At 41.1% G+C, this 12,988-nt stretch carries 11 protein-coding genes; 5 read left to right on the top strand and 6 right to left on the bottom strand.

From position 1 onward, the window contains the following. Positions 1–344: 344 nt before the first annotated feature. A complete protein-coding gene (locus tag ES754_RS10070) occupies positions 345–1,049 on the top strand; it encodes a hypothetical protein (protein WP_147224060.1) in 705 nt (234 codons plus the stop codon). Positions 1,050–1,161: 112 nt separating this feature from the next. Further along, on the top strand, positions 1,162–3,051 hold the full coding sequence (locus ES754_RS10065) for a monovalent cation:proton antiporter-2 (CPA2) family protein (protein ID WP_147224059.1): 1,890 nt from the start codon (positions 1,162–1,164) through the stop codon (positions 3,049–3,051). A gap of 105 nt (positions 3,052–3,156) precedes the next feature. On the opposite strand, the gene ES754_RS10060 is transcribed toward ES754_RS10065, so the two are convergent. Further along, positions 3,157–4,086, bottom strand: coding sequence for a DUF2628 domain-containing protein (locus ES754_RS10060; protein WP_147224058.1), 930 nt, complete (start codon positions 4,084–4,086; stop codon positions 3,157–3,159). Between the two features lie 359 nt (positions 4,087–4,445). On the opposite strand from ES754_RS10060, the gene trmB reads away from it, so the two are divergent. The 3 genes from trmB to ES754_RS10045 all read left to right on the top strand — a co-directional run bounded on the left by trmB (position 4,446) and on the right by ES754_RS10045 (position 8,350). Beyond that, positions 4,446–5,177, top strand: coding sequence for a tRNA (guanosine(46)-N7)-methyltransferase TrmB (gene trmB / locus ES754_RS10055; protein ID WP_147224199.1), 732 nt, complete (start codon positions 4,446–4,448; stop codon positions 5,175–5,177). 1,002 nt (positions 5,178–6,179) lie between these two features. Next, positions 6,180–7,238 carry a recombinase RecA gene (gene recA, locus ES754_RS10050; RefSeq protein ID WP_147224057.1) on the top strand — a complete coding sequence of 353 codons (1,059 nt, stop codon included), beginning with the start codon at positions 6,180–6,182 and terminating at the stop codon, positions 7,236–7,238. 35 nt (positions 7,239–7,273) lie between these two features. Further along, positions 7,274–8,350, top strand: a complete 1,077-nt coding sequence (locus ES754_RS10045) for a regulatory protein RecX (protein WP_147224056.1) — start codon at positions 7,274–7,276, stop codon at positions 8,348–8,350. Positions 8,351–8,368: 18 nt separating this feature from the next. Here the strand turns inward: ES754_RS10045 and ES754_RS10040 are convergent, their stop codons facing one another. From ES754_RS10040 to folP, 5 genes are all read right to left on the bottom strand, one after another. Beyond that, a complete protein-coding gene (locus ES754_RS10040; RefSeq protein WP_147224055.1) occupies positions 8,369–9,826 on the bottom strand; it encodes an anion permease in 1,458 nt (485 codons plus the stop codon). 282 nt (positions 9,827–10,108) lie between these two features. Beyond that, positions 10,109–10,825: a YidB family protein gene (locus ES754_RS10035; RefSeq protein WP_147224054.1), complete on the bottom strand. Its 717-nt coding sequence runs from the start codon at positions 10,823–10,825 to the stop codon at positions 10,109–10,111. 233 nt (positions 10,826–11,058) lie between these two features. Then, positions 11,059–11,517: a protein YgfX gene (locus tag ES754_RS10030; protein WP_147224053.1), complete on the bottom strand. Its 459-nt coding sequence runs from the start codon at positions 11,515–11,517 to the stop codon at positions 11,059–11,061. Positions 11,518–11,595: 78 nt separating this feature from the next. Continuing rightward, positions 11,596–11,889, bottom strand: a complete 294-nt coding sequence (locus ES754_RS10025; protein ID WP_147224052.1) for an FAD assembly factor SdhE — start codon at positions 11,887–11,889, stop codon at positions 11,596–11,598. A 68-nt stretch (positions 11,890–11,957) separates the two neighbouring features. Further along, complete coding sequence (gene folP, locus ES754_RS10020; RefSeq protein ID WP_147224051.1) at positions 11,958–12,866, bottom strand: dihydropteroate synthase; 909 nt, start codon at positions 12,864–12,866, stop codon at positions 11,958–11,960. Positions 12,867–12,988 lie beyond the last annotated feature (122 nt).

The raw sequence follows: 12,988 nt of genomic DNA, 5'->3' as shown, positions 1-12,988 counted from the left end.
TTTATCTTTATTTTTATACACGCAAATCTCCTTAACCACTGCTGACTATCAATGCTGTCAAGCTCTTAATATAACCTTTTCATTACATTTTTATAGAAGTTACTCATTTAACCCCTGCTGTAGAACATAAAGGCGCATATCAAAATGAGACATGCATAATATGTAGACGATGGGTTCAAGAACTATCAATAAACTAATCCCTGCTAATTCATAGCCTTGTGTTAGGATATTAAAAATAATGAGAGTGCAGATTATCTATTGCTCACTCTATAACTTATATATACTGGTTTAACTTATCTCCATTTATTTGATGAAACTCTCTATTTACACGATGAAGATCTGCCATGTCTAGACGCTCAGCTGCCTTTGTAGCACCCAGTTATATTGACGACCCACTCACAAAAGAGGGTAAAAAACACGCTAAAATTTTGCTATCAACGCTGCAAAAGGATATTGCTGGCTTCCGAGATGAGCAATTTCCACCTGATATTTTGCGTCAAATCCGTGATATGCCTATCTATGAAGGTAATTTATCCGAAGTCCAAGCCTATCAGCAACGTTGGCAAAATTTAATTGAACGCGCTATGGCGTTTTACCCAGCTGCTTACCTGCCGCCTGATAACCTGCCCTTACCCGCCAGCTTAGAGATACCACAATTTATCTATCATGTGCAGCGTCTGCATCTGACCAAAACCCGTGCCAAAGAGTCCAAAAGCTTCGGTTCAGTTGGTGCATTAACGGATAAATGTGGTGACTACACGCCGCAAGAAATTGAGCGCATGGCGGCAGTATTTGATAGCGATGATGAGGCACGATTGGTGGCGCACCGTGAGTTTATTGATCTGCGTGCTTATGTGTTTTGCCGTGACCATAAAGGTGAGATGTTAGAGCCTGAACGTATCCGTTTTTATCGTACCGGACTGATTGTCCATGCTTTGCCTGATTTTAAAATTGTTGATAGCCGGCAAACCCCGCGCAAGCGTCGTAATGATGCCTATAGCAACCCGCTTGCAAATAACGATGTATGGAAAATTTATCATAAGAAATAAAGTGGTTTAAGTGCTGTTTTAATTATTAATCATCATACTTGCTCAACCTTTTTTGTTTTAATATTGTTTATTTTGATAGTACTTATTTTAAAGTGTTTGCTAAGGAATTTATATGCTCGCTGCCGCCGTCGGCTCACCAAACTTAATGTTACAAGCGACGATTTTTTTGGGGGCAGCGCTGCTGTTTGTACCGCTTGGCAAACGTTTCGGACTGGCCACTGTTTTAGGTTATCTAGTAACTGGACTGATATTAGGGCCAAGCGCGCTGGATGTTGCAGGTGATGCTGAGAGCTTGCTACATTTTTCTGAGTTTGGCGTGGTCATGCTACTGTTCATCATTGGACTTGAGCTTCAGCCCTCGCGTTTATGGGCATTGCGGCGTTCTATTTTTGTACTTGGCGGTTTGCAAGTAGGCCTTACTGGCACTTTGCTGATGGGCATTTTATATCAATTCTTCTCCTTGCATTTAGACACGGCTTTTATTGTTGGTTTTGGCCTAGCCCTGTCCTCTACTGCCTTCGTCCTACAAATTCTGACTGAAAAACAGCAACTTTCAAGCACCCATGGGCGCGAAGCTTTCACTATTTTACTTTTTCAAGATATCGCTGTTATTCCGCTATTAGCAGTCATTCCATTTTTGTCAGGGGTGCGCGAACAAAGCTACGACTTGATTTATTTTGGGAAAGTCTTTGCCGTCTTTGCTGGTTTAATTTTCTCTAGCCGTTATATCGTCAGACCATTTTTTAAATTTGTGGCGTCAAGTGGTGCCACTGAATTGCTGACTGCTGTGGCGCTATTTATCGTTATGGGCGTCTCTATCTTGATGGAGCAGATTGGCCTGTCGATGGCGCTGGGCGCATTTTTAACTGGTGTACTACTGGCTGACTCCGAATACCGTCATGAGTTAGAGGCCAGTATTGAACCGTTTAAAGGCCTGCTGCTTGGTTTATTCTTTATGTCCGTAGGTATGTTGACTGATGTCAAACTGGTCATGTCACAGCCGCTGTTTATTATCAGTTGTGCGATTGGATTAATGCTGGCCAAGTTTGCCGTCGCTACTGCTATTGCAAAGGTCTCAGGCAACCGCTGGCCGACCAGTATCCGGCTTGGGGTGACGCTGGCTCAAGGTGGTGAGTTTGCATTTGTGTTGTTTAGTGTGGCCAGCACACAAAATGTCTTGCAACCTGAGCTGGCAAATATGCTCAATCTTATCGTTACTATTTCTATGGCACTGACACCGCTGGCTTTTCTATTATTAGAAAAACTGGGTGAACCTTATTTTGCTAAGCGCAAACCCAGCCGTGAATACGACACTATTCCTGACCACGAACATCCGGTAATTATTGCAGGCTTTGGACGGGTTGGACAAATTATTGGGCGCGTGCTACGTATGCATAATATCGAATTTACCGCTATTGAACGCTCGGCAAATCGGGTGGATTTCGTCCGTAAATTCGGTAATCAAGTCTATTATGGCGACCCAAAAAACCCTGAAATTCTTCGCGCTGCGGGTATTAAGAAAGCTCGACTCTTTATCATCGCAGTTGATGATTTAGAACGCTCTGTTACCACAGCGCAGTATTTACACCGTAATTATCCTGACCTTATCATACTGGCGCGCGCGCGCGATCGGCAACATTACTACCGCCTACGTGAAGTCGGTGTGCGTCATATTTGGCGGGAGACTTATTTATCGTCCTTAGATATGTCACGTGAATCACTACAACTATTGGGTATTTCACCTGAAAAAGCCCGCGAAACCATCAAAACGTTTCGTGATTATGATGATGATTTGCTTGAACGTCAGCAAGCTATTTATGATGATGAGGCGCGGATGATTGAATCGGCACAGTCCGCAATGGCAGAGCTTGAAAGTTTATTTGATGAAGATATCGATAAATCGCGTAAGCTAGACTTAGCTGATTTTTATGATGTATTAAAAAATAAGACAAAGCCAGTCGATAATTCTTCAGAAGATAGCGCTACTGATTTCAAGACGTAATCTTACTTAAATAACTTTAAAACTCTTATAAGGTTAAGTTCTTATAAGGTTAAATACTTATTTTCTAACTATGAGTATTTAGCCTTATTTGATACACAACGCCTCTTAATCCTCAACGCAATATGTCGGCACTTGTTTTTCATTAAGCGAGCTTGTACAACGCCAGCTATTATCATCAACATTATGATAAAACATTAAGGTTTGATCATTCAGGTAGCGGATTGGAAATTTAACGTTTTGGATAGTCGCCAAGACCGCACAGTCTGTTTTAGGCGCGCCAGCTGCTTGGGTAGCAATTTGGATACGCACCTGCTGCTCATTAATATTTAGTGGTAAATCAACAGGACACTTTCCTGTCTGCTGATAGACTAGCGCTACTTTGTTTTGCGTGGTTTTGGCGATGTCATAAGTATTAAATAAGACTTCATTCTCTTTTGGCTTAGCGACAATGGGTAAAAACTGAACGTTAATGACCATGAGCGCAAAAGCAAAAAATCCAAAACCTAATCCTAATCCATATGAACTAACCCCACCTTCACGCTGTAGATGAGATTTTTGTGCCGCGTCATCACGCGGGTTGTCCTCTATAGCATCCGCAATTTCACGCCGAGCCATACGGTAATAATAGGCATCTGTCCAGCGTGCCACCATAAACGACCAGAACAGCCAAATAATCGCCGCAATACCGACTCGCGTTGCCATCTGATAAGCATCTGGAATATGTGACATCGCCGCGAACTCAACAAACACTAGTACGAGAGCGACATTGAGCTGAATAAATGACCAACCAGCAACGCTATAAACAATCGCATCCATATAACGCTTACGATATAGCAGCCACGGAAAGGTAATAAAAAATGCTGCCCAATGCCATTTCGGTGATAAATAGCCTTGCTGATCGAATTGCTCAAAACGCTTCAAATAATAGCTTTGCGTACGATGTCCAACAAACCATTGATCCAGCTGCTTGCGCTTTGCAGCCGTTAGTTTTTCTTGATAAAACGGTGGCGGCGAGTCCGTCTCGATAAATAACATATCAGTAGCCTCGGTTGGCTAATAAAAAAAGGTATAACCCCTATAACTCTCATTATATTATATGATAATGCCAAGACATATGTATATGATGACTATCAAACCAACCCGGAATGTTGCAAATAAACGAAAGTATGATAGACGTTCACACGATAAATTATTTCGCCTATAATAGGCTCATATCCCTAACTTTATTAAGCCCTAGTCACTTTATGAACAGTCACTCTATGAATAACCTTACCAGTCAAGACACTCAAACAGATATCGATACCAAACTCGACGTGTCATCCAAAGACGATAATACTAATACTATCAAACAAAGTCTTAGCCCGCTCAATACTAGCGATATTGAAACCGATAAAATGAGTACGGAAGCTGATCCTAGCAAACATATACGCATCGTTAATACCTTTATGAAACGCCGCACACATATGAATAAAAATGCCGAGCAAGCACTGACCGATCCAGAGTTTGCTGAATATCTGGTTAACAATAGCTGCGGTGATGGCAATCTTAATGACATTCATGATTTGCGGATATTATTTACGGATACCTCGAACGGCAGCGAAGCACCGCTTACCCTTGAAATCGGTTTTGGTTTGGGTGACTCGTTTATTGAGATGGCTGCGGCTGAACCTACACGGAATTTTGTCGGTATTGAGGTGCATGAGCCAGGCATCGGTAAATGTGCTTATATGGCAGGCACACAAAACTTGACCAACGTTAAAATTATCAACGGTGATGCCATTCAATTGCTCAAGCAATTGCCAGAAAATCATATCGATCGCATCCAACTTTATTTCCCTGACCCTTGGCAAAAAAAGCGCCACTATAAACGCCGCTTTGTGAGTCCGGAACGTATGGCTATTCTTACTCGTAGCTTAAAGCGTGGCGGTTGGTTTCATACCGCAACCGATTGGGAGCATTATGCATTTTGGATGGTCGACGTGTTAGATAACATTGCCGGGCTCAGCAATCAAGCCGGCAATGGCAACTTTACTCCCCGACCTGACTTTCGTCCGATGACTAAATTTGAGCGTCGAGGCTTAGAGCGCGGTCATGGCGTATGGGATCTGATTTATACCAAAGACTAGGGTTTGTATTTTAATTAGTTATCTCTTTTATATTTAGCGGCTAATTTGATAGCTGCTTTTTTATAAGCACCATCTCTTATAGGCACGCACCTTTATCTGTATAGTTCATTATGAGAGTCCGTTATGTACATCAAGGACTATCCTATTAGAACGGTGGACAATGATATGCGGTGTGAAACCTATGTCAAACCTTTTGTCTATTAGGTTTCTCCTTGCATCAACACCAATAAAATAGGCACTTGATAAGAGGTTATCCACTTTCAGTATTGTCCCAACCATTGGTAACATAAGGGATACATGAGTTCTCCACATAAGCTGTGGATAACCCTGTGGATAACCAGTCGCTTGACAGCTATTTTCCTTGATAGGTTAAAGGGTTAAGTAAAATTGGTTACTTTTCATACAATTAATTTATTCAAATAAATCAATAGCTTAAGAGCTAAAAAATAAAGTGTATTTATTTCCTATTTATTTGAAAATAGATTCTATTAAACTTAATGTTTCACAGATTGTTGTTTTAACAACCTTGTAGACAGTAGAAAATCTATAACTTTCTCAATCAAAGACAATTCAAGCTTACTGTAGTAAAAGCGATTTTTTCTAGCAAATCATAGTAATGTTTTATACTTTTATAATAATTATAGGCGACATTCACTGTCGCATGACGTGCCATCTCCCATGCTATAAACCTTAGTCTTTGGTATAATGACCCTAACAAAGCAAAGGATGAAGTAGAGAGTCAACGTTTGGAGAGTAAAAAAACACCTTATAAATCTAAACTTTTTTTCACTTTTATTATTGTTCCTTGCTACTGTATAGTAAAGTGACGTCTCGATATTGTTTATTAAAACATTCTCTCAATGACTCACTTTATAACTCTCTAATTACTGGTTTTATACCGCGATTTAAAATACCGCCAAATTAAATAATAGCACTACTCAATAAAAACATCTCTTTCGATTCACTTTCTCACATTATTCATTAACGACAAGGTATTCCATTATGGACGACAACAAAGCCAAAGCACTCAAAGCGGCCTTAGGTCAAATTGAAAAGCAGTTCGGCAAAAACACGATTATGCATTTAGGTGATAGTTCAGCAGCGCTTGACGTCGATGTGGTCTCAACCGGCTCATTAGGCTTAGACATTGCACTTGGGATTGGTGGTCTACCTAAAGGTCGTATCGTTGAGATTTACGGTCCTGAAAGCTCTGGTAAAACGACTATGACACTACAAGCCATCGCACAGTGTCAAAAACAAGGTGGCACTTGTGCTTTTATTGATGCTGAGCATGCGTTAGATCCAGTCTATGCGCGTAAGCTTGGGGTAAATACCAATGATTTATTAATCTCACAACCTGATAACGGTGAGCAAGCCCTTGAGATCACTGATATGTTGGTACGCTCAGGCGCAGTCGATATGATTGTCATTGACTCAGTTGCCGCTTTGACGCCGCGTGCTGAAATTGAAGGGGAGATGGGCGACTCACATATGGGTCTGCAAGCCCGTTTGATGAGCCAAGCTTTGCGTAAAATTACCGGTAATGCCAAACGCTCGAATTGTATGGTGGTGTTTATTAACCAAATCCGTATGAAAATCGGTGTCATGTTTGGTAGCCCAGAGACCACAACTGGTGGTAATGCGCTGAAATTCTATGCTTCAGTACGTATGGATATTCGCCGTATTGGCGCAGTGAAAAATGGTGATGAAATTATTGGTAACCAAACCCGTGTCAAAGTCATTAAAAATAAAATGGCACCGCCGTTTCGTCAGGCTGAATTTGAAATCACGTATGGTGAAGGTACCAACCACTTAGCCGAAGTCATTGATTTAGGTGTTGAGATTGGTGCTGTTGGTAAAGCAGGATCTTGGTATAGCTATGGCGATGAAAAAATTGGTCAAGGTAAAGCCAACTCGGTCATATTCTTAAAAGAGAATCCTGCGATTGCAGAGGAAATTGAAGCTAAAATCCGTGCCGAAAAACTTGGTGTAACCGATGATAGTAAAGTACCAGATACTGCTGAACTTAAAGAAGAATTAGAAGCAGAACCGGTACAATAGCCAAATAGTCACTTACTAATTATTGATTGATAATTATGAAGATTAAAACGTTAGCCGAAATACTAGCCGAGTCAGATTCTGACTCGGCTAGCTCGTCTGCACCTAAAGAAAAAAGCTATGAAAGGCAAAAGACTTTTATAGCAGATAATAACTCAGATAAACTCTCTACTGACTCAAGGGTAGAATACCCAAATTCTAAACGGTACAGCTCTTCTGACGCCGATAATATTAATGATTTCACTACTTTTGACTCTACTACTAGTACTCATTCCTCATCTAAAACCCCTAAAACCAAAACAAAAAAAAGACAAAAACGCTTTCATCCTGCTGCAAATTTTATCGCTGAATCCAATGATGCACCTATCTATAAAGTGCCTGCACCGCAAAGTATTCAAGAGATGCTTGCGGAGGTAAAACGCGAAATTCATGGCGAGGATAATGATTCAGACGTTACTGATAACGCGATAAATATAGAGGCTCATTCAGAATATGATATGGCAAATGAGGAAGCCGATAATCTACCATCAGCGCTCAAAGCTTACCTGCGTACTCCCGAACAGCGGCAAGCGGAAACGGACGCTATCAAAGCCGAAAGCCGTCTGCGTTGGTTGGCTTTTTATTACTTATCACGGCGTGAATATGGCAAGGCTGAATTGAAGCAGAAATTGCTTGATAAAGAACAAGGTCCGGAAAAGATTGATGCGCTACTGGAGGAGTTCGAAGAAAAAGGCTATCAAAGTGATTATCGTACGACTTTGATGCTCATTCGGGAAAGCATCCGTAAAGGTCGTGGACACGGTCATATTAAGCAAGAGTTTTATCGTAAGAAAGTAGCCATGCCTGATAATATTGACGAGTTGATTGACATGGCTAATGCAGAGTCTGATGAATTTAGAGAGTTCGTTGACGATAGCAAAGACAGTCTAGTTGAAGGGGTTGATTGGCTTAAGCTTGCGGTCACCGCACGCATCAAAAAATATGGCGATAATATCCCCACTGAACAAAAAGACAAAGCAAAGCAACTGCGGTTTTTGCAATATCGCGGCTTTAACATGGATATTTGCTTTCAAGCGCTCAACTATACTTTAGATAACTTAGATGAGCGCTTTTAGCTCAAACCTTACAACACATCAATAGTAGCCGAGTAGCTTCCACCAAATTAAACCAGCACCAATCCACACCACTAGATTGACCACACTCATTATCGCCCCAATACTCCACCACTCTCCTAACGTTACGTACCCTGAGTTAAAGATAACGGGCGCAGTACCAGTCGCATAATGGGTTAGTGTCATCATAATGTTACCGGCTGCCGCGAGTATCAGCGCATATAACATCGGCGGTGCGCCTAAGCTCAATCCCACTGCGTAAAAGGCGGCAAATAAGGCAGTAATATGCGCAGTCGTGCTAGCAAAAAAATAGTGAATATAAAGATAGACCAAGGTTAGAATGGCAACTGCGCCCATCCATCCAACACCTGTCATGCCAATCATATGTTCAATATTACTTGAGAACCAACCAACTAAGCCCAGTTTATTCAGATAAGACGCCATCATAATCAGCGCACCAAACCAAATAATTGTATCCCAAGCAGATTTCTCCTTGAGCACATCCTCCCACGTTAGCACACCTGTTAGTATTAGCGTCGTCAGACCAATAAATGCAGTCGTCGTCGCATCAACGCCAAAACTCTCACCAAAGATAAGCTCAGGAATATTTGCCCATAGAAGCAACATCAAAGCAAATACGCCAAGCATTATTTTTTCATGGCGACTCACATGTCCCATTTCCGCCAAGTTATCTTTAGCAAAATTCTTAGCATCAGGAGTAACTTTAACTTCAGGAGGATAGATAAGATAAATCACCAGCGGCATCAATATCAAGCATAGCATCCCAGGAATAAACATCGCGACTGCCCAAGTCGTCCAAGACAATTGAATCTCGCTGCCAGTAGCCTTATTAACCAAATCGACTACTAAAGGGTTCGGTGCAGTAGCCGTAATAAACATACCTGATGTAATTGGGTTGGCGTGATAGTTAACCATGGCTAAATAACGGCCAATCTTCTTTTGGGTGCCCTCTTCTGGCGTAGAATGAAAGCTTTGGGCAATAGATTTCATAATAGGGTGAATAATCCCGCCACCTCGGGCAGTATTAGAAGGCGTAATCGGTGCAATCATCAGCTCTGCAGCAGTCAATGAGTAAGCAACACCAATAGTTTTTTTACCGAAGATAGAGATAAAGTAATAAGCAATACGCCGACCTAAGCCCGTCTTTATCAAGCCCCGTGAAATCATCACAGCGATACCAATGAGCCAAATTAGGGGACTTGAATAGCTTGATAAGGCATCACTTATTGCAGCTTGTGGACTTTCGTTGGTCACACCTGTGACCGCTACTAACGTGACTGCAATAATAGCAATCGCGCCAATGGGCAGCACTTTACCAATAATAGCAACGATGGTCGCAATAAATAGCGCCAGCATATGCCACGCCTCGGGCGTAACGCCAGTAGGTACTGGAATGATAAACCAAATTATCAAACCAACTAAAATGGCAATAGCGGCAGGAATAGGCTTAAATGGCATCAGTAATACCTCCTTGTAAAATGCTTAATTTATAAAATACATCCTACCATGAAGTAAAATTAAATTAATTATATAGTCACACATATAATAGTTATTACTAATTTATTTTAACATTCAATTTTTTTCACCTGTCTACTTAAGGGTTAAAATAAAATTAGGCTATCAACGATGCTCATATTAGATTAGGATTTAAGGCACAAAAAAGCACACCGTTAGGCATGCTCTTTTTTACTGATAGTTCTAACTTACAAAACTATGATGCTTATATTAAAAGCAATATTTTTACTTTAACGCCCGCAGACGGCTAGATAATTGGCTAATAATCTGCTCAATTTCCTGATTGGCTTCTGTTTCGTTGTCTAAGTTACCGTGAGGAGTTAACTGATTCATGACTTCAGGTAACAGCTCAGACAGTCCCTGACGAACTTCCATGTCATTAGCGCCAGTATGCGTCGCTACTTGCTGAATTTCTTCCTCATCAAATAAGCGATTGATATCATGAGGGTCAAGATTATCATTTAACTCATGATTACTCATCCAAGAGCGTGCTTGATTCTCATAGCCCATGCCAGTTATTTTTGATAAAGCACCACTAAGGCCACCGTTACGCTGAATCCAACTTAACACCATCGGCATCAATGCGGCAACCAACATTCCTTTACCACTAAAGCCACCTCTACTACGTTGACTTCCCAACACGCTACCTAAAATATCACCCATTCCACCAGAACTTGCACGAGTGTTACTTTGATTATTACCACCGAGCAAACCACCCAAAAGATCATCTAAACCGAAGTGGTTGTCCTGCTGGCGCTCATACTGCTGTGGATTATAATCGCGGGGTTGATTGCGACTGCCAGTGAGTACGCCGCCCAAAATATCACCAAGGCCACCCGTACGACGCGGGGTAATCTTCTGGTTAATAGGATTACGCTGGTGATCTTCTGGATCAATAGCACTGCGCGCAACTTGTGATACTAAATTCCCTAATAAGCTCATAATATCGTCCTTTTATTATTAATAAATCGTTTCTCGTTAAAGTTCTTATAAATCAATATCAAACAAATTCTTAGCTAATATAGCAAATCTCTTCCGTTCGCTAGATAGGTGTTTTGTTATAGGGTGTAGAAGTTCGTTAGCCTATCAGTTAAAGAAGTGCTAATAATAAAATGTTAACGGTACTGTATAATTAACCAATATGTATTCACAATAAATGAGCAACTGTCGCTTGCTCAAGTGGCTGTTATCGGGCTAACGCTGGCTAAAATGTTGAGCTCACGCCATTGTTCATCCGTAACTTGGTCGCGAAACACAGTCACTGTTAAAGCACGCTGGTAAGGCTCAATAATTGTAAACTCGAAATGAATAAATAGAGGATAACGATGTACCTTAAACAAATCGGCTTGCCAGAGTGCATCGCCGCGATTTGTACGCATTAGTACTTGCCAGTTTTGGTCAATACGCTGATCAAGAGGTGGTTGACTTAAATGTAGCACTATTGGACGAGACAATGCTAAGTAGCTCACTACTGACGCAGTGATAACCAGTATCAATACATAGTGTCCTAAAGACAGCTTTGCGAGCCATGCCAACAATATAAGGCCGCTGGACAAGATAATATATAGCAACGTACGAAGATAGCTTGATAGCTTTATTGGCGTGTCAATGCGTAAAGACTTTAACTGGGTCATCTTTTGATCACCATAATACTTGTTCTAAAGAGCTGAGTTCGCCTAATTGATCAGTTATATCGACAATTCTGATGACCACTAAAGATCTTTTGCATGACGCCAGGTTTTAATTTTATTGACCAATGTCCAAATTGCATCATCTTCAGGTTGGCTCTGATTGGTAAAGTAATCTAACAAGTCTGGATCTTCATGAGTAAGCATTTGTGCAAAGGTTTCTTGCTCAGCAGCCGTTGCAGTTAAATATAGCTCTTTCACATAAGGATCGATATAAAAATCTAATTCTTTCAGCCCACGCCGCGCTTGATAAATAATACGCCGCTGCTCATTAGTAGGCTCTGGCTGACTTTGTATATCTAAGTTATTTGATGTCATAAAGTTAGTCTCATTATTTAATATTATATTTAAACTAGAATATAGAGTGGCCGTGCTACACAACAGTATTAGTTATTAGTATTTTGCTTATTATAATCAGACAGCTGGCTCCACAACGCTCCTGCTTGCTGCATCATTGCCACATTATGGGTACGAATAATACTAGCGCCTTGCTGTAAGGCAAAAATTCCAGCAGCAGTACCAGCAGCGTCTCGTTCTGATGCTCGAGTTTCTGTAACTTCTGGGACACCACTTCTTGTGAGCACTTCTGATAAAAAGCGTTTGCGCGAGATACCAAACATCATTGGTAAGCCAAGCACTTGCAAGCTCTTGAGCTGGGTTAATAAGGCACAATGATGCTCATAATTTTTAGCAAAGCCAAATCCAGGATCAATAATAATTTTTTCACGTTTAACACCAACTCTTATTACCTCATCAATACGAGCTTTTAATTCTGCGCTTACTTCACTGATAATGTCGTCATACTGCGCCAAACTATTCATGGAGGTTGGCTCACCACGCATGTGCATCAGCATCACTGGTATATCAAGCTTGGTAGCCATTGCTGCCGCACCATCACGTTTAAGTGCCCGTACATCATTCCAAATATCAGCGCCTGCTGCAAATGCAGCCTGTATAACTATAGGATTGCTAGTATCAATCGATAACCAAATTGCATCACCATACTGCTCTCGGATCGCTTTCACTATTGGTACAACACGCTGAACCTCTTCGCTAGTAGCGACAGTATCAGCATTCGGACGGGTAGACTCACCACCAATATCAATAATAGTAGCGCCTGCGTTTACCATTTTCTGACAATGCGCTATAGCTGTATCAATCGCATTAAACTGTCCCCCATCAGAAAACGAATCTGGCGTCACATTTAAAATACCCATAATATGGGGCTGTGATAAATCTAACACTTTACCTCGACTGGTAACGCTATAGGCAGGTAACGGATGGAACAATGACATAGCAAATCCATGGTGAATAAATTTTTATAAATACATGCTTAAGCCCATCATACCAGCAAACCTTATGCCAGCCTAAACTTATACTAGGTTGAAACAGTGACCATAAAAAAGCCCTTTTATTG

Origin of the sequence: Psychrobacter frigidicola, from assembly GCF_007997305.1 — a bacterium.
Classification (GTDB): domain Bacteria; phylum Pseudomonadota; class Gammaproteobacteria; order Pseudomonadales; family Moraxellaceae; genus Psychrobacter; species Psychrobacter frigidicola.
Note: the sequence above shows the minus strand (reverse complement) of the source record. Positions and strands in the feature narration are given on the sequence as shown.

Coding starts and splice junctions, on each gene's coding strand:
- ES754_RS10030 (WP_147224053.1), bottom strand. CDS start 11,517: ATGACCCAGTTAAAGTCTTTACGCATTGACACGCCAATAAAGCTATCA.
- ES754_RS10035 (WP_147224054.1), bottom strand. CDS start 10,825: ATGAGCTTATTAGGGAATTTAGTATCACAAGTTGCGCGCAGTGCTATT.
- ES754_RS10025 (WP_147224052.1), bottom strand. CDS start 11,889: ATGACATCAAATAACTTAGATATACAAAGTCAGCCAGAGCCTACTAAT.
- ES754_RS10070 (WP_147224060.1), top strand. CDS start 345: ATGTCTAGACGCTCAGCTGCCTTTGTAGCACCCAGTTATATTGACGAC.
- trmB (WP_147224199.1), top strand. CDS start 4,446: ATGAGTACGGAAGCTGATCCTAGCAAACATATACGCATCGTTAATACC.
- folP (WP_147224051.1), bottom strand. CDS start 12,866: ATGTCATTGTTCCATCCGTTACCTGCCTATAGCGTTACCAGTCGAGGT.
- ES754_RS10045 (WP_147224056.1), top strand. CDS start 7,274: ATGAAGATTAAAACGTTAGCCGAAATACTAGCCGAGTCAGATTCTGAC.
- ES754_RS10060 (WP_147224058.1), bottom strand. CDS start 4,086: ATGTTATTTATCGAGACGGACTCGCCGCCACCGTTTTATCAAGAAAAA.
- ES754_RS10065 (WP_147224059.1), top strand. CDS start 1,162: ATGCTCGCTGCCGCCGTCGGCTCACCAAACTTAATGTTACAAGCGACG.
- recA (WP_147224057.1), top strand. CDS start 6,180: ATGGACGACAACAAAGCCAAAGCACTCAAAGCGGCCTTAGGTCAAATT.
- ES754_RS10040 (WP_147224055.1), bottom strand. CDS start 9,826: ATGCCATTTAAGCCTATTCCTGCCGCTATTGCCATTTTAGTTGGTTTG.